A 25,208-nucleotide genomic window follows, 5' to 3' on the forward strand; every position below is an offset into this window, starting at 1 on the left:
CGGCTAGAACAGCGCGCTGTACGCGTTGAGGGCCGGCTGGCCGCCCAGGTGGACGTAGAGCACGGTCGAGTCCCGGCCGATCTCGCCCCGGTCCACCAGGTCGATCAGTCCGGCCATCGACTTCCCCTCGTAGACGGGGTCGGTGACCATGCCCTCGGTCCGGGCGGCGAGCCGCATCGCGTCCAGCGTGGCCTCGTCCGGGACGCCGTACACCCCCGCGTGGTAGCGGGCGTCCAGCTCGACGTCGGCGGCCGTCAGCGTCCGCTCGACGCCGATGAGGGCGGCGGTGTCCCGGGCGATCCGGGTGATCTGCTCATGGGTGGGCCCCGGCTTCGCGGAGGCGTCGACGCCGAGCACCCGGCGGGGCCGCCCGCCCTCCTCGGCGAGCGCGGCGAAGCCCGCGACCATCCCGGCCTGGGTGGAGCCGGTCACCGAGCAGACCACCACGGTGTCGAAGAAGACCCCGAGCTCACGCTCCTGCTCGGCCACCTCGTACGCCCAGCGGGCGAAGCCGAGACCGCCGAGCGGATGGTCGGAGGCGCCCGCCGGGATGGCGTACGGCTTGCCGCCGGCCTCCTCGACCTCGCGCAGCGCCCGCTCCCAGCTCTCCTTGAAGCCGATGCCGAACTCGGCCCGCACCAGCCGCACATCGGCACCCGCGAGCCGGCTGACCAGGATGTTGCCGACCTTGTCGTAGACGGAGTCGGGCCACTCCACCCAGCTCTCCTGCACCAGCACACAGCGCAGCCCGGCGTGCGCGGCGACGGCCGCGACCTGGCGGGTGTGGTTGGACTGCACGCCGCCTATGGAGACCAGGGTGTCGCACCCCTGGGCGAGGGCGTCGGCGACCAGGTACTCCAGCTTGCGGGTCTTGTTCCCGCCGTACGCGATGCCGGAGTTGCAGTCCTCGCGCTTGGCCCACAGGGTGGCACCGCCGAGGTGGCCGGTGAGCCGCTGCAGCGGATGGACGGGCGAGGGACCGAAGAGCAGCGGATAGCGGTCGAAGTCGTCGATCGTCGGCATGCGGGCTCCCTGGGATGGTCGCGGTCGGGGTCCTGGACGCCTCGGCCTCACACCCGGTCCGGTGGATCCGTCGCCTCGTCGGCGAGCTCCTCCAGGGCACGCCATATCTCCGTCGTCACCCGGACCGCCTCCTCCGTGTCGCCCGCCTCGCACGCGTCGATGAGGCGCGTGTGGAGCTCCGCGGACCCGCAGGTGCCCGAGTCGCCGAAGAGGCGGCGCTCGACCCGGCGGATCAGGGGCGTGTAACGGTCGATGGTGGCGGCCAGCGCGTGGTTGCCGCTGGCGCCGACGAGGACGTGGTGGAGCTCGTCGTCGGCGCGCAGGGCGGCCTCGACGTCCGCGGCGCGCACGGCCGCGGCGAACCGCTCGTTGGCCTCGCGCATCGTCCGGATGCCCTCGGGGCCGAGCAGCGGCACGGCGGTGCGGGCGGCGAGTTCGTGCATCACCCGCACCACGGAGGCGGCGTCCCGCACCACCCGGCTGACCAGCCGGGTGACCCGGGTGTAGCTCTGCGGCTTGGTCTCGACGAGACCTTCGTCGCCGAGCCTGGCCAGGGCCTCGCGCACCGGGGCGCGCGAGAGTCCGAGCCGTTCGGCCAGGTCGGCGTCCTTGACGACGGAACCGGGTGCGAGCTCGCCGCGCACGATGGCCTCGCGCAGCGCCTCGTACGCGCGGTCGCGCAGCAGGGTCCGGCCCACCGGCCTTAAGGCGTCCATGGGCTGACATGTTAGATGTCAGCCCATGGACGGCACCAGGTCCAGGTGTCAGCGACGCGGCTGGCGGCGCCAGGGGCCGGTGATGGCGACCATGATGCCCGGGTCCTGGATGTTGGCGAACAGGGTGTCGCCGTCGGGCGAGAAGACCACGCCGGTGAACTCGCTGTCGTTCAGGTCGTTGCGGGCGATCGGGTAGGTGCGGCCGCTCTCGGTCGCGCCGAAGAGGTGCTGGACGCCCTCGCCGTCCTCGGCGATGACGAGCCCGCCGTACGGGGAGACGGTGATGTTGTCCGGGCCGTCGAAGGCACCGTCCTGCTCGGGGGCGGTGTTGACGCCGAGCAGCACCTGGAGGGTGAGGGTGCGGCGCTTGGGGTCGTAGAACCAGACCTGGCCGTCGTGCGCGACGGGGCTCTCCTCACGCGCGTACGAGGAGACGACGTACGCGCCGCCGTCGGCCCACCACATGCCCTCCAGCTTGCGGGCGCGGGTGACCTCGCCGGGCCCGAACTGCTTGCGGACGGAGGTCTTGCGGGCGTCGCGGTCGGGCACGTCGACCCAGTCCACGCCGTAGACGGTGCCGGCCTTCGTGGCGCGGGAGAGGTCGTCGACGAAACGGCCGGCCGAGTCGAAGCACTTGAAGGCCTGGAGCTCACCGGCGTCGTCGGCGAGGGTGGCGAGCTTCCCCCGGCCGTGCTCGAAGCCCTGCGGCGGGACCCAGCGGAAGAGCAGGCCGTTGGGGCCCGAGGCGTCCTCGGTCAGGTAGGCGTGGCCGCGCTTGGGGTCGATGACGACGGCCTCGTGGGCGTACCGGCCGAAGGCCTTGACCGGCTTCGGGTCGCGGTTGGCGCGGGCGTCGTGCGGGTCGACCTCGAAGATGTAGCCGTGGTCCTTGGTCATGCCGTTCTTGCCGGCCAGGTCCTCGGTCTCCTCGCCGCTGAGCCAGGTGCCCCAAGGGGTGCGGCCGCCGGCGCAGTTGGTGGAGGTGCCGGCGATGCCGACCCACTCGGCGACGGTGCCGTCGCGGTGCACCTCGACGACCGTGCAGCCGCCGGCGGCCGCCGGGTCGTAGACCAGGCCCTCGGTGAGCGGGACGGGGTAGGCCCAGTTGGCGCGGGGGCCCTTGAGCTCGTGGTTGTTGACCAGGTACGTGGTGCCGCGGCGGCCGGCGAAGGTGGCGGTGCCGTCGTGGTTGGACGGCGTGAACTCGCCGGTCTCCAGACGGGTGACACCGCTGTGCGTGATCACGCGGTACGTGAAGCCCTCGGGCAGGGCGAGGATGCCGTCGGGGTCCGCGACCAGCTCGCCGTAGCCGAGCCGGTGGCCGTGGCCGCGGCCCTCGCCGTGGCCCTCGCCCTGCAGCTGGGCGGGCTCGTCGGCGGCGAGCGCCTCGGGCGCGGTGGCGAGCGCCCCGACGGCGCCGGTGAGCGCGAGGCCGGCGCCGGTGGCCGCGGACTTCTTGGCGAACTCTCTGCGGTTGAGAGACATGACGGTTTTTCTCCCTGTCGTCACCCGGTGTCGCGGCACACGGTCGCGCCCCCGTATAAACGGCGGTTGAACAGAAAGGCGATCCTTCATGAACCTGCCCACCGACGGCCGGCGCGTTCTGGTCAGTGGCGCCTCGCGCGGTCTGGGCCGCGCGGTGGCCCGGGCCTTCGCGGCCGGCGGCGACCGGGTGGCCGTGCACTACGGCTCGCGCGAGGAGGAGGCCCGGGCGACCCTGGCGTCCCTGGACGGCACCGGCCATGTGCTGGTCTCCGGCGACCTCGCCGACCCGGCGGCCGCGGCCCGGGTCGCGGACGAGGCGGCCGAGGCGCTCGGCGGTGTGGACGTCCTGGTCAACAACGCGGCCGTGAACCTGGCGCACCCGCCCGCCACCACCCCGTACGAGGAGTGGGTGGAGCTCTGGCAGCGGCACGTCTCGGTGAACCTGCTGGGCACCGCGTATCTGAGCCATCTCGTGGCCCGGAGGATGATCGAGGCCGGTACGGGCGGCCGCATCGTCAACATCGGTTCGCGCGGGGCCTTCAAGGGCGAGCCGGACCATCCGGCCTACGGCGCGACGAAGGCGGCCGTGCACGCGCTGGGCCAGTCCCTGGCGGTGGCCCTGGCCCCGCACGGGATCGGAGTGGCGTCGGTCGCGCCCGGCTTCTTCGCGACCGAGCGGGTGGCACCGCGGCTCGCCGGGCCCGAGGGCGAGGCCATCCTCGCCCAGAGCCCGTTCGGCCGGGTCGGCACCGCGGAGGAGATCGCGGCGGCCGTCCGCTGGCTCGCCTCCCCCGAGGCCCAGTGGGCCTCGGGGACGGTGCTGGACCTCAACGGGGCCTCGTACCTGCGGACCTGAGGCCCCGGCCCCGGCGGCCGGTTCAGTTCTTCGAGCGCGCCTTGAAGGCGGCCTTGCGGGCCTCCTTCGCCGTGGGCTTGTCGCGGTGCAGGCGGCCCATGGCCTCCAGGACCTCCGCCGTCGCGGGGTGGTCGACCCGCCAGGCCGCCTCGAAGAAGCCGCCGTGACGGCCGGTCAGGCCCTCGATGAGGTCCTGGAGCTCGGTCAGGTCGCCGTCGGCGTCGAGGTGGGCGGCGATCGTGTCGATGGCCAGCCAGAAGATCATCTCCTCCGGCGGGGCCGGGATGTCCGCCGCGCCGTGCTCGGCGAGCCAGACCCGGGCGAGGCCGCCGAGCTCGGGATCGTCGAGGACCTCGCGGACGGCCGGCTCGGCCTCGGCGCCGACGAGGGACAGGGCCTGCTGCGCGTGGAGGCGGCGCAGCGGGGAGTCGACGTCGTTGCCCCGGGCGGCGGCGAGCAGCTCGCGGGCGGCGGCGCCGGCCTCGCGGGCGGCGAGCCAGCCCGCGGTCTCGGCGCGGGCGGCGTCCTGCGGGTAGTGGGCGATGCCGTCGAGGAGCGCGTCGGCACCCTTGTCGGCGAGTTCGCCGACGGCGGGGACGACGAGTCCGGCCTCCAGCATCCGGGCCCGCACGCCGTACAGGCCGAGCGGGGTGAGCCGGACCATGCCGTAGCGGCTGACGTCCTCGTCGTCGACGGGCGGGGCGGGCTCCTCGCCCTCCTCGGCCATCAGGGCCTCGTCGACGGGGTCGTAGGCGACGAGACCGATCGGTTCGAGGACCCGGAACTGCTCGTCGAGCCGCATCATCGCGTCGGAGACCTGCTCCAGGACGTCGTCGGTGGGCTCGCCCATGTCGTCGGGGACGACCATGGAGGCGGCGAGCGCGGGCAGCGGCACCGGGCCCTCGCCCGCCCCGCCCTCGCTGACGGTCAGCAGGTAGAGGTTGCCGAGCACGCCCTCCAGGAACTCGGCCTCGCCCTCCGGGTCCCAGTCCAGGGCCTCGAAGTCGATCTCGCCGTCCTCGCCGACGAGCGCGTCGAGGTCGTCGAAGTAGGGCGCGGCGGCGTCGGCGAAGACGGCGTCGAAGCCGTCCAGCCAGATCGCGAGCACGTCCTGCGGGGAGCCGCCCGTGACGAGCGCCAGGTTCTCGCCGGCCGTGACGGTGCCCCCGGCGTCCGCGCCCCCGGCCTCGGCGTCCTCGGCGTCCTCGGGATCCGTCACGTCCACCAGGCCGGTGTCGACCGCGAGCCGCCAGGCCTCGCTCGCGTACGCCTCGGCGTCCGGGTCGCCGGCGAGGCCGAGGACCTCGGCGGCGGCGGGCAGCTGCTCGTCGACGAGCTCGCCACCGGCGCCGACGCGGGTCTCCGGACCGGCCCAGCGGGCGAGCCGCACGGCGCGGGCGAGGAGGGGGGCGGCCAGGGCGTCCCGCGCCAACTCCGCGTCCGAGCGCAGTCGAACGGGGGGAAGGGTCTGGCGGTCCGGTGCCATCTGGGGTGTTCTCCTCGGCGAGTACGGGGGCCCGTGACGGGGCTTCGAGCGGCCTTCAGCGTAGTCGTGTTCGGGAGCGGGTCCGGCGGTTCACGGAGGCGTCAGCCTTCGTACACCCGTCGACCCTTGACAAGTCGGAGGGTCTCCCACGAAATTGACGCGCGTAGACAGTTCGATCGTTTCTCCAAGCCCTCACGGAGCTCCTTGATGTCTTCCTCCATACCGAGATCGGCCGCCGTCGCCGCCGTCGTCTCCGCCGCCCTCGCCGCGGGTCTGCTGGGCGGCGCGACCGCCTCGGCCGACGAGGCGACCGCCGGCGTGGCCGCCGGGACCGTCCGCATCCACGACATCCAGGGCACGACCCGGGTCTCGCCGCTCGTCGGCAAGCCGGTCGCGGGTGTCACCGGCATCGTCACCGGCGTGCGGACGTACGGCTCGCGCGGCTTCTGGATCCAGGACCCGCAGGCCGACGACAACGCGGCCACCAGCGAGGGCATCTTCGTCTTCACCAGCTCCGTGCCGACCGTCGCCGTCGGCGACTCGGTGAGCGTCAACGGCACCGTGACCGAGTACGTGCCGGGCGGCCTGACCTCCGGCAACCAGTCGCTGACCCAGATCTCCAAGCCGGTCGTCACGGTCCTGTCGAAGGGCAACCCGGTCCCGGCGCCCGTCATCGTCTCGGCCGGCTCCGTCCCCGACGCGTACGCCCCCGCGGGCGACCCGGCCGCCGGCGGCTCGATCAACGGGCTCACCCTGGACCCCGAGGCCTACGCCCTGGACTACTACGAGTCCCTGGAGGGCACCAACGTCCGCATCGGCTCCTCTCGGGTGGTCGGCGCGACCGACCCGTACTCCGAGCTGTGGGTGACGGTGAAGCCGTTCGAGAACGACAACGAGCGCGGCGGCACGGTCTACGGCTCGTACGACGCGCAGAACACCGGCCGGCTGCAGATCCAGCAGCTCGCCCCGGTCTCCCAGCACCCCTTCCCCAAGGCGAACGTCGGCGACTGGCTGGCCGGCCCGACCGAGGGCCCGCTGGACTTCAACCAGTTCGGCGGCTACACGCTCGTCGCGAACACCCTGGGCGAGCACGTGGACCTCGGCCTGGAGCGCGAGGTGACCGAGCGCCAGCACAAGAACGAGCTGGCGGTCGCCACGTACAACGTGGAGAACCTCGACCCGAGCGACCCGCAGGAGAAGTTCGACGCGCTCGCCAAGGCGGTCGTCGAGAACCTGGCCTCGCCCGACATCGTCGCCCTGGAGGAGATCCAGGACGACAACGGCGCCAAGAACGACGGCACGGTCACGGCCGGCGAGACGCTGAAGAAGTTCACCGCGGCGATCGTCGCGGCCGGCGGCCCGGCGTACCAGTGGCGCTCGATCGACCCGCAGAACGGCAAGGACGGCGGCGAGCCCGGCGGCAACATCCGTCAGGTCTTCCTCTTCAACCCCGCGCGGGTCTCCTTCGTCGACCGCGCGGGCGGCGACGCGACCACCCCGACCGCGGTGACGGGCACCAAGGGCGACGCCCACCTCACCCTCTCCCCCGGCCGCGTCGACCCGGCGAACACCGCCTGGGAGAACAGCCGCAAGCCGCTCGCGGGCGAGTTCCGCTTCCGCGGCCGCACGGTGATCGTGGTCGCCAACCACCTCACCTCCAAGGGCGGCGACGAGTCGATCGTCTCGCACCACCAGCCGCCGAACCGTTCCTCCGAGGCCAAGCGCCTGCTCCAGGCCCAGGCCGTCAACGCCTTCGTCAAGGAGATCGAGGCCGTCGACAAGCAGGCGGACGTCCTCGTCGTCGGCGACATGAACGACTTCGAGTTCTCCGGCACCACGCAGGCGATGACGGACGGCGGCGCGCTGTACCCGGCCATCTCCTCGCTCCCGGAGAGCGAGCGCTACTCGTACGTCTACCAGGGCAACAGCCAGGTCCTCGACCAGATCCTGACCAGCCCCGGCGTGCACCACTTCGAGTACGACAGCGTGCACATCAACGCGGAGTTCGCGGACCAGAACAGCGACCACGACCCGCAGGTGCTGCGCTTCCGCCCGTGATCCCCGTGGGCACGGGTGTGCGAGACTGCGGGCCGTGATCCTGCGCCCCGCCACCCGTGCCGACCTGCCCGCCGTCCTCGCGCTGCTCGCCGACGAGGACGGCGTGGTGGACCCGGCCTCGGTGACCGTCACCCCCGCCTACGAGCGGGCGTTCGCGGCCATCGAGGCCGACCCCCGCAACGAGATGCTCGTGCTGCTCCAGGACGGTGTGGTGGTGGGCTGCCTCCAGGCCACGTACATCCCCGGCCTGGGCAAGGGCGGCGCCGAACGCGCCCTGATCGAGGCGGTCCGCGTCCGGGCCGACCGGCGCGGCGGCGGGCTCGGCCGGGAGCTGATGGAGCGCGCGGCAGCCCGGGCCCGCGCCCGCGGCTGCGCGCTGGTCCAGCTCACCAGCAACAAGAACCGCACCGACGCCCACCGCTTCTACGCCTCGCTGGGCTACGCCCGCAGCCACGACGGGTTCAAGCTGAGCCTTTAGCGGCGGATGGGCGATAAACGTCGTTTATGGGTCGATCAACCGCGACGGGGTACCCGGTGACGGTTCGTCGCCCCAGGGTGGAATCGTCCCGTCCACCTCGGCGAAACGACGAATCCCTTGAAATCCACGCGCATCGCAGCCCTCGCGGCCGCCTCGGTCCTGTCCCCCGCCACCTGGCCGGCCACCCCCGCGGCGGCGGACGCGTCCCGCCCGCCCGCCGTGTCCGTTCCGGACGCGGCGGAGGAGCGGAAGACGCCGGACGTACTGGTGGTCCCCAGCGTGAGCGGACTTCCGAAACGATTCCTCGCGGGCGGCGAGTGGCAGGAGTTCACGCTCACCCTGGACAACACCGGCGACGGGGTGCTGCGGGACCTGGAGGTCCTGCTGTGGTGGGACGTCGACGAGGACTACCCAGGTCTGCGGCCGGAGCAGATACGGATCCAGATGAAGGTCGACGGGCAGTGGCGGGAGCAGGAGTTCAGCCCGCCGCAGCCGTCGCATCTCCTCAACACGGATCCGGCTCTGGGCGGGCGTCCCTTCCCGCCCGGGACGAGCACCTTTCCGCTGCGCATGAAGTTCACGGCGGACGCCCCCTCGCAGTTCTACGCCTTCGGCGCGGGGGTGAACGTGGAGTACGGCGACGACGAGGGCGAGGGCGCCGGATGGACCGAGTCCGAGATCTACCGCCCGGCCGACCCGGACCCCGACCCGGAACCGACGCCGGACCCGAAGCCGACACCGGACCCCGAGCCCACCCCGGACCCGAAGCCGACACCCGACCCGAAGCCGACGCCCGACCCCGAACCGAAGCCCACGCCGGACCCCGGCGGCCCGCGGCCGACGCCCGGCCCCGGGCACACCTCCGCCCCCGCCCCGGCCCCCGACCCGGCGGGGGACCCCGCGCCGGAGCAGACGGGGGGCGGCAGGCTGGCCGACACCGGCGGGGGCACCGGACGGTGGCCCCTGGCGGCCGGCGCCGCGGTCACCCTCGGCACCGCCCTGACCATGCTCGCCCGTGCCCGCGCCCGCCGTCGCCACGGCGAGGAGGGCTGACGGCCCGCTCAGCCGAGCAGGTGGCCGCCGCCGTCCACGAGCAGCACCTCGCCCGTGATGTACGTGGCCTTGGCGAGGTCGTGCACGGCCTCGGCGATGTCCTCGGGCCGTCCCACCCGGCGCAGCGGCACCACCGAGGCGACGTGTTCCTTGGCGGCGTCGGCGCCCTCGACGCCGTCGAACCACGGGGTGTCGATGAGCCCCGGAGCGACCGCGTTGACCCGCACCTCGGGGCCCAGGGTCTTGGCGAGCAGCTTGGTCATGTGGTTGACCGCGGCCTTCGTCACCGCGTACGGGATGGAGCTGCCGCCCGGCCGGACGCCGGCCTGCGAGGAGATGTTGACGATCGCGCCCCCGGCCGCGCGCAGATGCGGCACGGCGGCGGTGACGGTCTGCCAGACGCCGATGACGTTGACGTCGTAGAGGTGGCGCCACACGTCGGGCGAGGCCGCCTCGAAGTCGTCGTGTGGGATGAAGCGGGTGGTGCCCGCGCTGTTGACCAGCAGGTCCAGGCGGCCGAAGTGCGCCACGGTCTCCTCGACGAGGCGGGTGGCCTGGGCCTGGTCGGCGACGTCGGCCCGGACGTAGTGGGCGCCGGGGAGTTCCGCGGCGAGCTTCTCGCCCGCCTCGACGGAGCGGGCCGAGTTGACGGCGACCCGGTAGCCCGCGGCGGCGAGCCTGCGGGCGACGGCGGCCCCGATGCCGGAGGACGAGCCGGTGACGAGGGCGACGGGCTGCTGTTCGGTCATGGTGCTGTTCCTTGTCTCGTGGCCTCCTGTCGCGCAGGGGGATCATGCCAGAGACGGCGTCCGGCCCGCCGTCCCTTTACGGGGCGGCGGGCCGGACGGCACGGGCGGGGTGGCTCAGTTGTGGCTGTGCAGGATCTCGTTGAGGCCGCCCCAGACCGCGTTGTTCGGGCGGGCCTCGACGGCGCCGGTGACCGAGTTGCGGCGGAAGAGGATGTTCGAGGCACCGGAGAGCTCGCGGGCCTTGACGATCTGGCCGTCGGGCATGGTGACCCGGGTGCCGGCGGTGACGTACAGGCCGGCCTCGACGACGCACTCGTCGCCGAGCGCGATGCCGACGCCCGCCTCGGCGCCGATGAGGCAGCGCTCGCCGATGGAGATGACGACGTTGCCGCCGCCGGAGAGGGTGCCCATGGTGGAGGCGCCGCCGCCGATGTCGGAGCCGTCGCCGACGACGACACCGGCGGAGATGCGGCCCTCGACCATGGAGGTGCCGAGGGTGCCGGCGTTGAAGTTGACGAAGCCCTCGTGCATGACGGTGGTGCCGGCGGCGAGGTGGGCGCCGAGGCGGACCCGGTCGGCGTCGGCGATGCGGACGCCGGCGGGCACGACGTAGTCGGTCATGCGGGGGAACTTGTCGATCGAGGTGACCTGGAGGTGCAGGCCCTCGGCGCGGGCGTTGAGCCGCACCTTCTCGATGTCGTCCACGGCGACCGGGCCGAGCGAGGTCCAGGCGACGTTGGCGAGCAGGCCGAAGAGGCCGTCCAGGCTCTGGCCGTGCGGCTTGACCAGCCGGTGGCTGAGCAGGTGGAGGCGCAGGTAGGCGTCGTGGGCGTCGAGCGGCTTGTCGTCGAGCGAGGCGATGACGGTGCGGACGGCGACCACCTCGACACCACGGCGGGCGTCCACGCCGAGGGCCTTGGCGGCGCCTTCGCCGAGGGCGTTGACGGCCTCGTCGACGTCCAGCCGCCGGGTGCCGGCGGGGCCGGGGGCGTCGGTCAGCTCGGGGGCGGGGAACCAGGTGTCGAGAACGGTGCCGTCGCCGGCGATGGTGGCGAGGCCGGCGGCGACGGCGCCGGTGGTGCGAGGAGCAGTGGTCATGACGGAAAACCTAACCGGCGGGCCCCTCCGCGGGCCAACCGGTCTCAGGTGTCGGGCCGCGTCCCTGGCGTTTCGGACGACGCGCGGACCGGGCCTTCGGCGCTTCGTTCAGCCGTCGCGGGCGAACCGCCGGCGAGGATCCGGCCGAGCATCTCGCGGGCGTACTCCTCGTCGTAGCTGCCGTCGGTGAGCAGGACCTGCAGGCAGATGCCGTCCAGGAGGGCGATGACGGCGCGGGCGGTGGCGGGGTCGGTGCGCGGGGCGAGGCAGGCGGCGACGTCCTCGGCCCATTCGGCGGCGACGGGGCGAAGGGCGGGGCGGCGCAGGGCGGCGAGGTAGAGCTCGTACTCCAGCTCCACTCCGGTCCGTTCGCCGCCGATCCACTCGCCGGTCAGCCGGGAGAGGGCGGTGGCGAGGTCGTGGCCGGGGTCGGCGAGCTCCGGGCTCTCGCGCAGCGCGCGGCCGAAGTTGTCGTTGGCCCGGCGCAGGGCGGCGACGAGGAGTTCGTCGAGGGAGGCGAAGTGGTACGTGGTGGAGCCGAGCGGCACGTCGGCCTCGGCGGCGACGGTGCGGTGGCTCAGGCCGCCGATCCCGGCGCGTCCGACCACGCGCAGGGCGGCGTCGACGATCCGCTCGCGCCGCTCGGGGTCGTGCCGCCGGGGCCGGGCCATCAGTGGGCTCCGCCGAGGTTGAGGACGGCGACCCCCGCGATGATCAGCACGATGCCGCCGATCTTGGCGGGGGTGAGGCTCTCGCCGAGGAAGAGGGCGCCGATGACGGCGACGGCGGCGGTGCCGACCCCGGACCAGATGGCGTAGGCGGTGCCGACCTGGAGGGTCTTGAGCGCCTGGGCGAGCAGCGCGAAGGCGAGGAGATAGCCGGCGCCGGTGATCAGGGAGGGCACGAGCTTGGAGAAACCCTCGCTGTACTTCATGGAGGTGGTGGCGACGATCTCCGCCGCTATGGCGCCCGCGAGCAGTCCGTATCCCATGTGTACGAGCGTACACAACGGCTGCCGATACGGTGTGCGCATGACATATCCCTCGGGGCCGTACGGATACGGATACGCTCCCCCGCCGCCACCGCCGAAGCCCGGCGTCATACCGCTGGTGCCGCTGACGTTCGGCCAGCTCCTGACGGGCGCGTTCAGTGCGTACGGGCGGTACTGGAAGCCGCTCGTCGGCGTCGCCGCGACCGCCTACGGGACGGCGACGGCGATCGTGGTCGGTGCGCTCCTGCTCGCCTGGAACGCCGTGTCGGGCACCGTCGACCGGCTCTCGAACCTGCCGAAGTACCAGGACCCCGACTGGGCCGACCTCCAGGCGCTGTTCGTCGCCTTCGGCTGCGTCTGGCTGGTCGGCGCCGTCTGCCTGGTCCTCGCCACCGGCCTGGTCCACGCCTCCGCCCCGGTCGTCGCCCAGGAGGCGGTGGTCGGCCGGCCCATCGGCCTCGGGGCCGTCTGGCGCCGCGCCTGGTCGCGCCTCGGCGCGGTGCTGGGCTCGGTCTTCCTGACCGTGCTGGCCACGTTCGTGCCGGCGGCGCTCTTCGTGCTCGGCGCCGGTTTCCTGATGGCGGGCACGATCATGGGCATCGGGGCGTCCGGGAGCGACGAGGGCGTGGGCCAGCTGATCGCCGGACTGGTGATCTTCCTGGCCGCCCTGGCGACCGTCCCCTTCGCCCTCTGGCTCTGGGTGAAGTTCAGCCTGGCCCCCGCGGCCGCCGTCATCGAGGGCAGCGGCGCCCTGGCCGCGCTGCGCCGCTCCGCCGCCCTGGTCCGCGGCTCCTGGTGGCGCGTCTTCGGCTGCACGATCGCCATGGGCGCGATCGTGGCCGTCGTCAGCTGGGCCGTCCAGCAGGTCCTCTCGATCCTCGCCTGGATCCCGATGTCGACGATGAGCTTCGACCCGGGCGACTCCCCCGGCGCGTTCCTCGCCTCGATGTCCGGCCTGATGGCCTTCGTCCTCATCGGCTCTTTCGCCGTCCAGGCCGTCCTGGCCCCCCTCCAGCCCCTGCTGTCCGCCCTCCTCTACGTGGACCAGCGCATCCGCAAGGAGAACCTGGGCCCGGTCCTGGCCCGGGCGGCCGGGGTGCTCTGAGCCGCGCTCCGACACACGGCGAAGGGCCGCACCCCCAGGGGGTGCGGCCCTTCCGGCCTGTCAGGCTCAGACGTTGAACCCGAGCGCGCGCAGCTGCTCGCGGCCGTCGTCCGTGATCTTGTCCGGACCCCACGGGGGCATCCAGACCCAGTTGATCTTCAGCTCGTTGACGATGCCGTCGGTGGCGGCCTTCGCCTGGTCCTCGATCACATCGGTCAGCGGACAGGCCGCCGACGTCAGGGTCATGTCCAGCGTCGCGACGTTCGAGTCGTCGATGTGGATGCCGTAGATCAGGCCCAGGTTGACCACGTCGATGCCCAGCTCGGGGTCGACGACGTCGTACAGCGCCTCACGGACTTCTTCCTCGGAGGCCGGCTTCATCGTGGCCTCGGCGTTCTCGGTCATGCCGACTTCCTCTCAGCGTCGGAACCCAGGGCCTGGGCCGTCGCGTCCTTCCACGCCATCCAGCTGAGCAGCGCGCACTTCACCCGGGCCGGGTACTTCGAGACACCGGCGAACGCGACCGCGTCCTCCAGGATCTCCTCCATCGCGTCGTCCGGCTCGATCTGGCCCTTGGACTGCATCAGCTCCAGGAAGGTGCCCTGGATCTTCTGCGCCTCGGCCAGCTCCTTGCCGACGAGCAGCTCGTTGAGGACGGAGGCCGAGGCCTGGCTGATGGAGCAGCCCTGGCCCTCGTACGACACGTCCTCGATGCGCGAGCCCTCGTACTTCACGCGGAGGGTGATCTCGTCACCGCACGTCGGGTTGACGTGGTGCACCTCGGCGTCGCCGTCCCGAAGACCGCGCCCGTGCGGGTGCTTGTAGTGGTCCAGGATGACGTCCTGGTACATCGAATCCAGCTTCACGAGGCGTCCCCTAGCCGAAGAAGTTCCGTACGTGCTCCAGACCCGCGACCAGGGCGTCGACCTCGGCCGGGGTGGAGTACAGATAGAACGACGCCCGCGTGGTCGCAGGAATTCCGTAGCGCAGGCAGACCGGGCGCGCGCAGTGGTGGCCCACGCGCACGGCGATGCCCTGCTCGTCGAGGACCTGGCCCACGTCGTGCGGGTGGATGTCGCCGAGCGTGAAGGAGATCGCCGCGCCGCGGTCCTCGGCCGTGGTGGGGCCGATGATCCGCAGGTCCGGGACCTCCTGGAGGCGGCGGACGGCGTACTCGGTGATCGCGTGCTCGTGGCGCGCGATGTTCTCCATGCCGATCGCCGACAGGTAGTCCACGGCCGCGCCGAGGCCGACGGCCTGGGCGATCGGGGGCGTACCCGCCTCGAACTTGTGCGGGGCCGGCGCGTAGGTGGAGGAGTGCATCGAGACGGTCTCGATCATCTCGCCGCCACCGAGGAACGGCGGCAGGTCCTCCAGGAGCTCCTGCCGTCCCCACAGCACGCCGATGCCGGTCGGGCCGCACATCTTGTGGCCGGTGAAGGCCACGAAGTCGGCCTGCAGCGCCTGCACGTCGAGCACCATGTGCGGGGCGGCCTGGGAGGCGTCGATGCAGACCAGCGCGCCGACCTCCTGGGCCCGGCGGATGATCGTCTCGACCGGGTTGACCGTACCGAGGAGGTTGGAGACCAGGGTGAAGGAGACCACCTTGGTCTTCTCGGTGATCAGCTCCTCGATGTTCGACAGGTCGAGGCGGCCCTCGTCGGTCAGACCGAACCACTTCAGCTTCGCGCCGGTGCGCTGCGCGAGCAGCTGCCACGGGACGATGTTGGAGTGGTGCTCCATCTCCGTGATGACTATCTCGGTCTCGTGGTCCACGCGGTAGGGCTCCTCGGCCCAGCCCAGCATGTTGGCCACGAGGTTGAGCGACTCGGAGGCGTTCTTGGTGAAGATCACCTCGTCGCGGCTCGGCGCGTTGATGAAGGCGGCGACCTTGTCGCGGGCGCCCTCGTACAGCGCGGTGGCCTCCTCGGCGACCGTGTAGACACCGCGGTGAACGTTGGCGTTGTGCCGCTCGTAGTACGCGTTCAGGGCGTCGAGGACCTGGCGCGGCTTCTGCGAGGTGGCCGCGGAGTCCAGGTAGACGATCTTCTTGTCGTCGTGGACCAGACGATCCAGGAGCGGGAAGTCCTTGCGGATCGCCTCGGTGTCGAGGAGGCCGGTCAGCCCCTGATGGGCGGAAGTCACGCGGATGCGCCACCCTTCACGTACTTGTCGTAGCCCTCGTTCTCCAGCTGGTCGGCGAGCTCGGCGCCACCGGACTCGACGATGCGGCCGTTCGCGAAGACGTGCACGAAGTCGGGCTTGATGTAGCGCAGGATGCGCGTGTAGTGCGTGATCAGCAGGGTGCCGACCTCGCCGGTCTCGCGGACGCGGTTGACGCCCTCGGAGACGATGCGAAGGGCGTCGACGTCGAGGCCGGAGTCGGTCTCGTCGAGGATCGCGATCTTCGGCTTGAGCAGCTCGAGCTGGAGGATCTCGTGGCGCTTCTTCTCACCGCCGGAGAAGCCCTCGTTGACGTTGCGCTCGGCGAAGGCCGGGTCCATCTGGAGCTGCTCCATCGCGGACTTGACCTCCTTCACCCAGGTGCGCAGCTTGGGCGCCTCGCCGCGCACGGCGGTGGCGGAGGTGCGCAGGAAGTTGGAGACCGAGACGCCGGGGACCTCGACCGGGTACTGCATGGCGAGGAAGACGCCGGCACGGGCGCGCTCGTCGACCGACATCTCCAGGACGTCCTCACCGTCGAGGGTGACGGTGCCGCCGGTGATCGTGTACTTCGGGTGGCCGGCCAGCGAGTACGCCAGGGTCGACTTGCCGGAGCCGTTCGGGCCCATGACGGCGTGGGTCTCGCCCTGCTTGATGGTCAGGTCGACACCCTTGAGGATCTCGCGCGGACCGTTCTCGGCCTCGACGGAGACGTGCAGGTCGTGGATTTCAAGCGTTGCCATGGGTGACTCAGGACTCCTGGGTGACGGAGACGAGCACATCGTCCCCTTCGATCTGTACGGGGTATACGGGGACGGGGCGCGTCGCGGGGAGGCCGGACGGCTTGCCGGTGCGGAGGTCGAACGCGGAGCCGTGCAGCCAGCACTCGATCTGGCAGTCCTCCACCTCGCCCTCGGAGAGGGAGACGTTCGCGTGCGAGCAGATGTCGTGGATCGCGTACACCTCGCCCTCGGTGTGGACGATGGACACCGGCGTGCCGTCGAGTTCCACCCGCTTCGGGGTGTCCTCCTCCAGCTCGCTCAGCGCACAGGCGCGGACGAAGGCCATCAGACGGACGCCTCCAGCTCGGCCTCGATCTTGGCGAGCAGGCGCTCCTGGACGTCCGGCAGGCCGATCTGCTGGACCAGCTCGGCGAAGAAGCCGCGGACGACGAGGCGGCGGGCCTCGGCCTCCGGGATGCCGCGGGACATCAGGTAGAAGAGCTGCTCGTCGTCGAAGCGGCCGGTGGCGGAGGCGTGGCCGGCGCCGGCGATCTCGCCGGTCTCGATCTCCAGGTTCGGCACGGAGTCGACCCGGGCACCGTCGGTGAGGACCAGGTTCCGGTTGAGCTCGTAGGTGTCGGTGCCCTCGGCCGCGGCCTCGATGAGGACGTCGCCGATCCAGACCGCGTGCGCGGCCTCGCCCTGCAGCGCGCCCTTGTAGGCCACGTTGGACTTGCAGTGCGGGACGTTGTGGGTGACCAGGAGGCGGTGCTCCTGGTGCTGGCCGGCGTCGGTGAAGTAGAGGCCGAAGAGCTCGGCCTCGCCGCCGGGGGCCGCGTAGGTCACGCGCGGGTGGATGCGCACGACGTCGCCGCCGAAGGTGACGACGACCGACTTGAAGGAGGCGTCGCGGCCGACCAGCGCGTTGTGCTGGGCGACGTGGACGGCCTTCTCGTCCCAGTCCTGGACGGAGACGACGGTGAGCTTGGCGCCGTCGCCGAGCACGTAGTCGACGTTGGCGGCGAGCACCGCGTCACCGGTGTGGTCGATGACCACGACGGCCTCGGCGAAGGCGCCGAGCTCGATCACCTGGTGGCCGAAGGCGACGCCGCCCTGGCCGTGCACGGCGATGCGGATCGGCTCGCTGAGGACGGCCTCCTTGGCGACGGTGACGACCGAGGCCTTCTCGAAGGAGGTGTACGCCTGGGCGGCGACCCGGTCGACCGGCGTGCCGGCCTTGCCGAGGCGCGCGTCGTCACGGCCCACGGTCTCCACGGTGACGCCCTCGGGGGCCTCGACCTCGACGCGGACGCCTTCGCCGGAGACGACGGCGGTGCCGTCGTGCAGACCGCGCAGGCGCTCCAGCGGGGTGAAGCGCCACTCCTCCTCGCGGCCGTGCGGGACCGGGAAGTCCGCCACGTCGAAGGAGGGCGGGGCGCTCATGCGCGTGGCGACGGTGGACTCGGCGGCCACCGCGATCGAGCCCGCGGTGGTGGAGCCCGCGGGGATGTTCTGAGCCTCAGCCATGGCTGTCGTGTTGCTCTCTTCCTGCGTCAAAAAGAAATCAGTGCTGCGGTACGGGCGGGGCGGGGCGAGGCCTGGGGCCTCAGCCGACCGACCCTTCCATCTGCAGCTCGATCAGCCGGTTCAGCTCCAGCGCGTACTCCATCGGCAGCTCCTTCGCGATGGGCTCGACGAAGCCGCGGACGATCATGGCCATCGCCTCGAACTCGGTGAGGCCGCGGCTCATCAGGTAGAAGAGCTGGTCCTCGGAGACCTTGGAGACGGTGGCCTCGTGGCCCATGGACACGTCGTCCTCGCGGACGTCCACGTAGGGGTACGTGTCCGAGCGGGAGATCGTGTCGACGAGCAGCGCGTCGCACAGCACGTTCGACTTGGCGCCCGGGGCACCCTCGCCGATCTCGATGAGACCGCGGTAGGAGGTGCGGCCGCCGCCTCGCGCCACCGACTTGGAGACGATGTTGGAGGAGGTGTTCGGGGCCATGTGGACCATCTTGGCGCCGGCGTCCTGGTGCTGGCCCTCGCCCGCGAAGGCGATGGACAGGGTCTCGCCCTTGGCGTGCTCGCCCATCAGGTAGACGGCCGGGTACTTCATGGTGACCTTGGAGCCGATGTTGCCGTCGACCCACTCCATGGTGGCGCCCTCGTAGGCGACGGCGCGCTTGGTCACAAGGTTGTAGACGTTGTTCGACCAGTTCTGGATGGTCGTGTAGCGGCAGCGGCCGCCCTTCTTCACGATGATCTCGACGACGGCGCTGTGCAGCGAGTCGGAGGAGTAGATCGGGGCGGTGCAGCCCTCGACGTAGTGGACGTAGGCGTCCTCGTCGACGATGATCAGCGTCCGCTCGAACTGGCCCATGTTCTCCGTGTTGATACGGAAGTAGGCCTGCAGCGGGATCTCGACGTGCACGCCCTTCGGCACGTAGATGAACGATCCGCCGGACCACACGGCCGTGTTCAGCGAGGCGAACTTGTTGTCGCCGACCGGGATGACGGTGCCGAAGTACTCCTTGAAGAGCTCCTCGTGCTCCTTCAGCGCGGTGTCGGTGTCGACGAAGATGACGCCCTGCTCCTCCAGGTCCTCGCGGATCTGGTGGTAGACGACCTCGGACTCGTACTGGGCGGCGACACCGGCGACGAGGCGCTGCTTCTCCGCCTCCGGGATGCCGAGCTTGTCGTACGTGTTCTTGATGTCCTCCGGCAGGTCCTCCCAGGACTCCGCCTGCTTCTCGGTGGACCGCACGAAGTACTTGATGTTGTCGAAGTCGATGCCGGACAGGTCGGAGCCCCAGGTCGGCATGGGCTTCTTGTCGAAGAGCCGCAGACCCTTGAGGCGCAGCTTCAGCATCCACTCGGGCTCGTTCTTCTTCGCGGAGATGTCGCGGACGACGTCCTCGTTGAGGCCGCGCTTGGCGGCGGCACCGGCCGCGTCCGAGTCGGCCCAGCCGTACTCGTACCGACCCAGGCCCTCGAGCTCGGGGTGGCTGATCTCGGTGGTCATGCGGGGTTCCTCCCGGCCGTGCTTGCGGATGCTGATGATGAACTGGTCTGTGGCCCCTGGGGGCTGCCGTGCGGGATGAAGGTCGTGCAGACGCCGTCACCATGCGCGATGGTGGCCAGGCGCTGGACGTGGGTCCCGAGGAGGCGGGAGAAGATCTCCGTCTCCGCCTCGCACAGCTGGGGGTACTGCTCGGCGACGTGGGCGACCGGGCAGTGGTGCTGGCAGAGCTGCTCGCCGACCGGCGCGTTGCGCGCAGTGGCAGCGTACCCGTCCGCGGTCAGCGCCTTGGCGAGAGCCTCGGTGCGTTCCTCCGGCTCGGCCGACTCGACGGCCTCGCGGTACGCGGCGGCCTGGGCCTCGACGCGGTCGCGGGCGAAGGCGGCGACGGCCGCCTCTCCCCCGGCGTTGCGCTCGATCCAGCGGAGCGCCTCGACGGCCAGGGAGTCGTACGACTGGTCGAAGGCGTCGCGGCCGCAGTCGGTGAGCGCGAAGACCTTCGCGGGGCGGCCACGGGCGCGGGTCCCGTAGACGCGCTTCTCACGGGCTTCGACGACGGAGTCGGCGACCAGCGAGTCCAGGTGGCGGCGGACGGCGGCCTGGGTGAGGCCGAGGCGCTCCGCGAGGTCGGCGACGGTCGAGGGCCCGTGATCCAGGATCGAGCGCGCGACCCGGTTGCGCGTGGAACGCTCTCGGGTCGCGAGTTCCTCCACCGGAGCCGCGCCAACGTTTTTCACAACGCCATTGTTGCGTAATTAATCGAGGAGTGACAAGCCGCCTCGTGAGCGGTGACGATGTCGTGCATCACTCAGGTAAGGCTTACCTGACCTGCGAAAACGATCATTCGTAGGACGTTTTCGGCCTGGTCTCCGGCCCGCCGGTGAACCAGTAGGAGCAGCCCACCAGCAGTCCGCCGCCGACGATGTTGCCCGGCACGGTGAACAGCAGATTGCGCAGCAGATCGCCGAAACCGGCCGTGCCGTCGAGGATCGCCAGCGAGAACAGCGCCATGTTCGCCACGCAGTGCTCGAAGCCCACCGCCACGAACACCAGCACCGGCAGCCACAGCACGAACACCTTCGCCGCGTCCCCCCGCGCCCGGTAGAACATCCAGATCGCCAGGCACACGAGCATGTTGCAGAGCACCGCCCGCCAGAACAGCTGCCCGCCCGCGAGCGCCTCCTTGCCCGCCACCAGCTCCGCCAGCATCGCCTTCGCCGACGGCGCCGACAGCACCCCGGAGGCGTGCACCATCGCCCCGAAGGCGAAGGCCCCCACGGCGTTCCCGCCCAGCGAGAGCGCCCAGCTGCCGGCCAGATCCCGCCATCCCGTACGGCCGGACAGCGCACCGAGCAGCATCACCATCACATTGCTCGTGAACAGCTGCGCCCCCGCGAACATCACGATCGTCAGCGCGACCGGGAAGACCGCCCCCTCCAGGAGCCGCGCGGCAGCCGAGTGCTGCGCCACGAACGGCGACACCGCCACCAGCAGCAGCACCTCCCCCACGCCGATGTACGCCCCCGCCAGCACCGACGACACCGCGTAGCGGCCGGGGCGCGCCAGGTCGTGCGCCTTGTGCTCGGCCTGCCCGGCCGTCTCCCGCAGGTTCTCCGCCACACTGATCACCCTGCCGACGCTAGTTCCGGCGCCGGCCGTCAGGCGCACGTAAAGGTCCCGACCCAAGGGACCCGGGCCCCGCGCCGGAGGGACCTTCGCCCCCTCTCTAGACTTCCCGGCATGCGAAACGAGTCCGTCGAGTCCGCCGTCCGGGTCCGTGGCCTGGTCAAGCGGTACGGCACGAAGACCGCCGTCGACGGCCTCGACCTCGACGTCCGGGCCGGCACCGTGACGGCCGTCCTCGGGCCCAACGGCGCCGGCAAGACCACCACGGTCGAGACCTGCGAGGGCTACCGGAAGCCGGACGCCGGCACCGTGCGCGTCCTCGGCCTCGACCCGGTCGCCGACGCCGCCGCGCTGCGCCCCCGGATCGGCGTGATGCTCCAGTCCGGCGGCGTCTACTCCGGCGCCCGCGCCGAGGAGATGCTGCGCCACATGGCCAAGCTGCACGCGCACCCGCTGGACGTCGACGCCCTGATCGAGCGCCTCGGCCTCGGCTCCTGCGGCCGGACCGCCTACCGGCGCCTCTCCGGCGGCCAGCAGCAGCGCCTCTCGCTCGCCATGGCCGTCGTGGGCCGCCCCGAACTGGTCTTCCTCGACGAGCCGACCGCCGGACTCGACCCGCAGGCCCGCCGGGCCACCTGGGACCTGGTCCGCGAGCTGCGCGCCGACGGCGTGACGGTCGTGCTCACCACCCACTTCATGAACGAGGCGGAGGAGCTCGCCGACGACGTCGCGATCATCGACGCCGGCCGGGTCGTCGCCCAGGGCAGCCCCGAGCAGCTGTGCCGCGGCGGCGCCGAGAACACCCTGCGCTTCACCGGCCGCCCCGGCCTCGACCTCGGCTCGCTCCTGAAGGCCCTGCCGGACGGCACCGCCGCGACGGAGCCCACCCCGGGCTCGTACCGGCTGACCGGCACGGTCGACCCCCAGCTGCTCGCCACCGTCACCAGCTGGTGCGCGCAGCACGGCGTGATGCCCGACCGGATCTCGGTCGAGCGCCACACCCTCGAAGACGTTTTTCTTGAGCTGACCGGCAAGGAGCTGAGGTCATGAAGCGGGGCGACACGGCGATCCGCGGGGGGTCCGGGGGTCGTCCCCCGGGCAGGCACGGGCTTGAGCTGACCGGCAAGGAGCTGAGGTCATGAAGCGGGGCGACACGGCGATCCGCCGGGGGTCCGGGGGTCGTCCCCCGGGCAGGCACGGGCTTGAGCTGACCGGCAAGGAGCTGCGCGGATGAGCACGGGTACGTACGCGCCGAAGCCGGGAGCGGCCCCGGTCGGCCGGATGATCGCCGCGCAGACCGCCCTGGAGACCCGGATGCTGCTGCGCAACGGCGAGCAGCTGCTCCTCACGGTGGTCATCCCCTCCCTGCTGCTGGTGCTCTTCTCGACGGTGGACATCGTCGACACGGGCACGGACAAGGCCGTCGACTTCCTCGCCCCGGGCGTCCTCGCGCTCGCCGTGATGTCCACCGCCTTCACCGGCCAGGCCATCGCCACCGGCTTCGAGCGCCGCTACGGGGTGCTCAAGCGGCTCGGGGCCTCGCCGCTGCCCCGCTGGGCGCTGATGGCCGCCAAGACGCTGTCGGTGCTGGTCACCGAGGTCCTCCAGGTCGCGCTCCTGACGTGCATCGCGCTCGCCCTGGGCTGGTCGCCGCAGGGGAACGCCGCCTCCGTCCTGCTCCTGCTCGTCCTCGGCACCGCCGCCTTCTCCGGGCTCGGCCTCCTGATGGCCGGCACGCTGAAGGCGGAGGCGACGCTGGCCGCGGCCAACCTGGTCTTCCTGCTGCTCCTGGTGGGCGGCGGGGTCATGGTGCCGCTGGAGAAGTTCGGCGCCGCCGGCGACGTGCTCGCCTTCCTGCCCATCTCCGCGCTCTCCGACGGGCTGCGGGACGTGCTCCAGGACGGCGCCGGGATGCCCTGGGGCGACGCGCTGATCCTCGCGGTGTGGGCGGTGCTCGGGCTCGGCGCGGCGGCCCGGTTCTTCCGCTGGGAGTAGGCCGGGCGGGCCCGGAGGGTGAGCGCCCGGTGACGTTTCGCGGCACAAACGCCCGGAACACACCCCTCGTGAAAACGCGCACAAGCCCGCGCCTACGATAGGGCCCGTGCTGACCCCCCTCGCCTTCATCGCCCAGCGCTGGACCCCGTCCCCCCGGACGCTCCGGCGCGCCGCGCTCTCCGCCGTCGTGATGAGCGTGGTCATCATCGTCACCGGCGGCGCGGTCCGGCTGACCGGCTCCGGTCTCGGCTGCGACACCTGGCCCAAGTGCACGGACGACAGCCTCATCGTCACCGCCGAGCAGGGCTTCCACGGCTTCGTCGAGTTCGGCAACCGCATGCTGACCTACGTCCTGTCGGCGGCCGTCGGCTGGGCGATCATCGCGGCCCGCTCCGCCAAGCCCCGGCGCCGGAGCCTCACCCGGCTCGGCTGGGCCCAGTTCTGGATCGTGATGAGCAACGCCGTCATCGGCGGCGTCACGGTGTGGATGGGGCTCAACCCGTGGACCGTGGCCGGTCACTTCCTGGCCGCGAACTCTCTGCTCACGGTGGCGGTCATCACCTGGCACCGCACCGGCGAGGGCGACGGCACCCCCAAGCCGCGCGTCCCGCGCCCGGTCCGCAAGCTGTCCTGGGCGATCGTCCTGGTCTCCGCGCTGCTCATCGCGCTGGGCACGACGGTGACGGGCGCCGGCAAGCACGCGGGCGACTCCAGCGACGTGCCGCGGATGCCCTGGGACTGGACGAACGCGGCCCACGTCCACGCCATCGCCGCCTGGGTGGTGGTCGCCCTGGCCCTCGCGATGTGGCTGGTGCTGCGCGTGGTGGACGCCCCGGACGACACCCGGGCACGGGCCAGGGACCTGCTGATCGTGCTGTTCGCGCAGGGGATCATCGGCTACGTCCAGTACTTCACCGGCGTGCCCGAGCTCCTGGTCGCCGCGCACATGCTGGGCTCCTCCCTGATGTGGATCGCGGTGCTGCGGCTGGCCCTGAGCCTGCGCGAGCGCCCGACGACGACCCCGGGCATCCCGGCCCAGCCGGACGCGGAACTCGCGACCGCCTGAGACCGGGCCCCGGCCCGCCCGCCGGTCCGTTCCTCACCCCAGTCCGTACACCCGTCGCGCGTTCCCCGCCGCGATCATGTCGGCGACCCGCTGGGCGTCCGTACGGGACCAGGCGCCGTCGCCGACCCACTCGCCCAGGACCCGGGCGAGGGCGCCGCGGAAGATGCTGGCGGCGACGACGTGCAGCTCCGGCAGGGCGCGGGCGCCGCTGGAGTAGAGGAGCTTGCCGAAGGGCGCCAGCTCCAGGAACTCGGCCAGCACCCCCGCGGCCCTGGCCCCGGTGCGCGCGACGACCGGTCCGAGGTCCGCGTAGACGTGCGGGAAGCGCGCCGCGAGCCCCGCCGCCTGGCGGTGGTGCGGGTAGCCGTGCAGCAGCACCAGGTCCGTGCCGAGTCCGCCGGTGGCGGCGGCGAAGCCGGCCAGGGAGCCGGGGTCCCGCTCCCCCACGTGCAGCTGGAGCGGCCGGCCCGTCCCGAGCGCGACCCACAGCAGGTGGCGCAGCAGCACCGGGTCGTCCACCGCCCCGCCGACCGCCCGCCGGGCCAGCCAGCGCCCGGCCGCGCCGCGCACCTCGCCGGGTCCGGGCGGCTCGGGGACGGCCGCGAGCCCGCCCCGTACGCCCGCGACGGAGGTGAAGGCGACGGCTCCCGCGGCGGCCGCGTGGACGGCCTCGGCGAGGTTGGCCAGGAGGGCCTCGACGGTGCCGGAGGTGTCGGCGACCTGCTGGGCGAGGAGTTCGAGCCGGACGATCTCGTGCGCGGCGGCTCCCCCGGTCGCGGCGAGCTCGGCGGGGCCGGTCAGGTCGCCGGGGAGCCCGGTGTCGACCAGGTAGGTGGCGATCCCGGAGGCCCGCAGCAGGCGCCGGCCGGACTCGACGACGCCGAGTTCACGGCGCCTGGCGAGATAGCGGGCGGGCGGGCAGTGCGGTTCGAGTCCGAGGAGCGGCGGACACCAGCGGCGTACCGCGAAGCCGGTCTGGGTGTCGAAGAAGGTGGTGCCGGCCGCCGGGAGCGCGGCGGCGGGGGCGAGGTGCGTCTCGAAGCTGCCGAGGCCGAGCTCCGTACGGAGCACCCCGTGGCAGTACTGGTCCACCAGGCTCGGAGTGTGGATCATCGGGGGCTCCCACGTGAGGACGGGCTTCCACCCCTCCTAACGGGTGAGCCCCGCGCGAGGTTGTTGCCTTGCGGCGTCAGCCGTCGGAGGGCCCGCCGACCTGGATACCGGCCATTCGGGTCCACTCGTAGGGACCGGTGACGACCTTGGCGGCGAACTCGCCGTCGAACTCCTCGTGGAGGGTGAGACCGGCCTTCTCGGCGGCCAGCTGGGCGGTCGCGTACGTCGGTGCCACCAGGTCGCCCCAGCCGCCGTCCTCGCCCACGAGGACGATCCGGGTCCCGGCCTGGCCGATGTGGGCGAGCTGGCCCTCGGCGCCGCCGTGCTTCGTGGAGAACGCCTTGATCTGCTTGGCGAGCTTCGCCGCCCTGCGCTCCGCCTGCTTCGTGTCTGCCATGGCAAGGAT

Annotated in this window: 27 protein-coding genes; 8 read left to right on the forward strand and 19 right to left on the reverse strand. The window is 72.1% G+C overall.

Annotated elements, in window-relative coordinates; all coding sequences use genetic code 11:
• Nucleotides 1-3: 3 nt before the first annotated feature.
• The 3 genes from ACH414_RS22210 to ACH414_RS22220 are packed head-to-tail and all read right to left on the reverse strand — an operon-like array spanning nt 4 to nt 3,224.
• A complete protein-coding gene (locus ACH414_RS22210; RefSeq protein WP_382539828.1) occupies nt 4-1,023 on the reverse strand; it encodes a 1-aminocyclopropane-1-carboxylate deaminase in 1,020 nt (339 codons plus the stop codon).
• A 47-nt stretch (nt 1,024-1,070) separates the two neighbouring features.
• Nucleotides 1,071-1,739, reverse strand: a complete 669-nt coding sequence (locus tag ACH414_RS22215; protein ID WP_382539831.1) for a GntR family transcriptional regulator — start codon at nt 1,737-1,739, stop codon at nt 1,071-1,073.
• 48 nt (nt 1,740-1,787) lie between these two features.
• Complete coding sequence (locus ACH414_RS22220; RefSeq protein WP_382539833.1) at nt 1,788-3,224, reverse strand: alkaline phosphatase PhoX; 1,437 nt, start codon at nt 3,222-3,224, stop codon at nt 1,788-1,790.
• 88 nt (nt 3,225-3,312) lie between these two features.
• Here ACH414_RS22220 and ACH414_RS22225 point away from each other — a divergent pair, with 88 nt between their 5' ends.
• Entirely contained in the window at nt 3,313-4,080 is a 768-nt protein-coding gene (locus ACH414_RS22225) for an SDR family NAD(P)-dependent oxidoreductase (protein WP_386564894.1), read from the forward strand.
• A 22-nt stretch (nt 4,081-4,102) separates the two neighbouring features.
• Here the strand turns inward: ACH414_RS22225 and ACH414_RS22230 are convergent, their stop codons facing one another.
• Nucleotides 4,103-5,566, reverse strand: a complete 1,464-nt coding sequence (locus ACH414_RS22230; protein WP_391769573.1) for a hypothetical protein — start codon at nt 5,564-5,566, stop codon at nt 4,103-4,105.
• Nucleotides 5,567-5,773: 207 nt separating this feature from the next.
• Here ACH414_RS22230 and ACH414_RS22235 point away from each other — a divergent pair, with 207 nt between their 5' ends.
• The 3 genes from ACH414_RS22235 (at nt 5,774) to ACH414_RS22245 (ending at nt 9,155) form a co-directional block, all read left to right on the forward strand.
• Nucleotides 5,774-7,624, forward strand: coding sequence for an endonuclease/exonuclease/phosphatase family protein (locus tag ACH414_RS22235; RefSeq protein WP_382539842.1), 1,851 nt, complete (start codon nt 5,774-5,776; stop codon nt 7,622-7,624).
• A 34-nt stretch (nt 7,625-7,658) separates the two neighbouring features.
• Nucleotides 7,659-8,102, forward strand: a complete 444-nt coding sequence (locus tag ACH414_RS22240; protein WP_382539845.1) for a GNAT family N-acetyltransferase — start codon at nt 7,659-7,661, stop codon at nt 8,100-8,102.
• A 117-nt stretch (nt 8,103-8,219) separates the two neighbouring features.
• Nucleotides 8,220-9,155, forward strand: a complete 936-nt coding sequence (locus ACH414_RS22245; RefSeq protein WP_382539848.1) for a hypothetical protein — start codon at nt 8,220-8,222, stop codon at nt 9,153-9,155.
• A gap of 8 nt (nt 9,156-9,163) precedes the next feature.
• On the opposite strand, the gene ACH414_RS22250 is transcribed toward ACH414_RS22245, so the two are convergent.
• The 4 genes from ACH414_RS22250 to ACH414_RS22265 all read right to left on the reverse strand — a co-directional run bounded on the left by ACH414_RS22250 (nt 9,164) and on the right by ACH414_RS22265 (nt 11,993).
• The gene (locus ACH414_RS22250; RefSeq protein WP_382539851.1) at nt 9,164-9,904 is read right to left on the reverse strand and encodes an SDR family NAD(P)-dependent oxidoreductase; all 741 of its coding nucleotides are present in this window, start codon (nt 9,902-9,904) and stop codon (nt 9,164-9,166) included.
• A 114-nt stretch (nt 9,905-10,018) separates the two neighbouring features.
• Nucleotides 10,019-11,002: a 2,3,4,5-tetrahydropyridine-2,6-dicarboxylate N-succinyltransferase gene (dapD, locus tag ACH414_RS22255; RefSeq protein ID WP_382539854.1), complete on the reverse strand. Its 984-nt coding sequence runs from the start codon at nt 11,000-11,002 to the stop codon at nt 10,019-10,021.
• A gap of 44 nt (nt 11,003-11,046) precedes the next feature.
• Nucleotides 11,047-11,673, reverse strand: coding sequence for a TetR/AcrR family transcriptional regulator (locus ACH414_RS22260; RefSeq protein ID WP_398943049.1), 627 nt, complete (start codon nt 11,671-11,673; stop codon nt 11,047-11,049).
• Nucleotides 11,673-11,993 (reverse strand): DMT family transporter, encoded by a 321-nt coding sequence (locus ACH414_RS22265; RefSeq protein WP_386564908.1) that lies wholly within the window; start codon nt 11,991-11,993, stop codon nt 11,673-11,675. The genes ACH414_RS22260 and ACH414_RS22265 overlap by 1 nt, the downstream gene beginning before the upstream one ends.
• Nucleotides 11,994-12,033: 40 nt before the next feature.
• On the opposite strand from ACH414_RS22265, the gene ACH414_RS22270 reads away from it, so the two are divergent.
• Entirely contained in the window at nt 12,034-13,098 is a 1,065-nt protein-coding gene (locus ACH414_RS22270; RefSeq protein ID WP_398943050.1) for an oxidoreductase, read from the forward strand.
• Nucleotides 13,099-13,164: 66 nt separating this feature from the next.
• Here ACH414_RS22270 and ACH414_RS22275 read toward each other — a convergent pair whose 3' ends face one another.
• The 9 genes from ACH414_RS22275 to ACH414_RS22315 form a co-directional block, all read right to left on the reverse strand.
• Nucleotides 13,165-13,503, reverse strand: a complete 339-nt coding sequence (locus tag ACH414_RS22275) for a metal-sulfur cluster assembly factor (RefSeq protein WP_046907888.1) — start codon at nt 13,501-13,503, stop codon at nt 13,165-13,167.
• Nucleotides 13,500-13,964, reverse strand: a complete 465-nt coding sequence (sufU, locus tag ACH414_RS22280) for a Fe-S cluster assembly sulfur transfer protein SufU (RefSeq protein WP_382539865.1) — start codon at nt 13,962-13,964, stop codon at nt 13,500-13,502. The genes ACH414_RS22275 and sufU overlap by 4 nt, the downstream gene beginning before the upstream one ends.
• A 10-nt stretch (nt 13,965-13,974) precedes the next feature.
• On the reverse strand, nt 13,975-15,243 hold the full coding sequence (locus tag ACH414_RS22285; protein ID WP_382539868.1) for a cysteine desulfurase: 1,269 nt from the start codon (nt 15,241-15,243) through the stop codon (nt 13,975-13,977).
• Nucleotides 15,240-16,004, reverse strand: a complete 765-nt coding sequence (sufC, locus tag ACH414_RS22290) for a Fe-S cluster assembly ATPase SufC (RefSeq protein ID WP_046907885.1) — start codon at nt 16,002-16,004, stop codon at nt 15,240-15,242. Before sufC ends, ACH414_RS22285 begins: the two co-directional genes overlap by 4 nt.
• Before the next feature lie 7 nt (nt 16,005-16,011).
• Entirely contained in the window at nt 16,012-16,329 is a 318-nt protein-coding gene (locus ACH414_RS22295) for a bifunctional 3-phenylpropionate/cinnamic acid dioxygenase ferredoxin subunit (protein ID WP_382539871.1), read from the reverse strand.
• Nucleotides 16,329-17,510, reverse strand: a complete 1,182-nt coding sequence (gene sufD, locus ACH414_RS22300; protein ID WP_386564913.1) for a Fe-S cluster assembly protein SufD — start codon at nt 17,508-17,510, stop codon at nt 16,329-16,331. Before sufD ends, ACH414_RS22295 begins: the two co-directional genes overlap by 1 nt.
• Nucleotides 17,511-17,589: 79 nt before the next feature.
• Nucleotides 17,590-19,005, reverse strand: a complete 1,416-nt coding sequence (gene sufB / locus ACH414_RS22305; protein WP_382539877.1) for a Fe-S cluster assembly protein SufB — start codon at nt 19,003-19,005, stop codon at nt 17,590-17,592.
• On the reverse strand, nt 19,002-19,739 hold the full coding sequence (locus tag ACH414_RS22310) for a helix-turn-helix transcriptional regulator (protein ID WP_382539878.1): 738 nt from the start codon (nt 19,737-19,739) through the stop codon (nt 19,002-19,004). Before ACH414_RS22310 ends, sufB begins: the two co-directional genes overlap by 4 nt.
• A gap of 103 nt (nt 19,740-19,842) precedes the next feature.
• Entirely contained in the window at nt 19,843-20,631 is a 789-nt protein-coding gene (locus ACH414_RS22315; protein WP_382539881.1) for a formate/nitrite transporter family protein, read from the reverse strand.
• A 111-nt stretch (nt 20,632-20,742) separates the two neighbouring features.
• On the opposite strand from ACH414_RS22315, the gene ACH414_RS22320 reads away from it, so the two are divergent.
• The 3 genes from ACH414_RS22320 (at nt 20,743) to ACH414_RS22330 (ending at nt 23,689) form a co-directional block, all read left to right on the forward strand.
• Complete coding sequence (locus tag ACH414_RS22320) at nt 20,743-21,678, forward strand: ABC transporter ATP-binding protein (protein ID WP_382539884.1); 936 nt, start codon at nt 20,743-20,745, stop codon at nt 21,676-21,678.
• A gap of 180 nt (nt 21,679-21,858) precedes the next feature.
• Entirely contained in the window at nt 21,859-22,623 is a 765-nt protein-coding gene (locus ACH414_RS22325; RefSeq protein WP_382539887.1) for an ABC transporter permease, read from the forward strand.
• Between the two features lie 97 nt (nt 22,624-22,720).
• Entirely contained in the window at nt 22,721-23,689 is a 969-nt protein-coding gene (locus ACH414_RS22330) for a heme A synthase (protein WP_386565256.1), read from the forward strand.
• 33 nt (nt 23,690-23,722) lie between these two features.
• Here the strand turns inward: ACH414_RS22330 and ACH414_RS22335 are convergent, their stop codons facing one another.
• Nucleotides 23,723-24,802 carry an amidohydrolase gene (locus tag ACH414_RS22335; protein WP_386564919.1) on the reverse strand — a complete coding sequence of 360 codons (1,080 nt, stop codon included), beginning with the start codon at nt 24,800-24,802 and terminating at the stop codon, nt 23,723-23,725.
• 76 nt (nt 24,803-24,878) lie between these two features.
• Complete coding sequence (locus tag ACH414_RS22340; RefSeq protein ID WP_382539893.1) at nt 24,879-25,199, reverse strand: hypothetical protein; 321 nt, start codon at nt 25,197-25,199, stop codon at nt 24,879-24,881.
• Between the last annotated feature and the right edge of the window lie 9 nt (nt 25,200-25,208).

Source organism: Streptomyces sp. NPDC020422 (assembly GCF_044386705.1).
Taxonomy (GTDB): Bacteria; Actinomycetota; Actinomycetes; order Streptomycetales; family Streptomycetaceae; genus Streptomyces.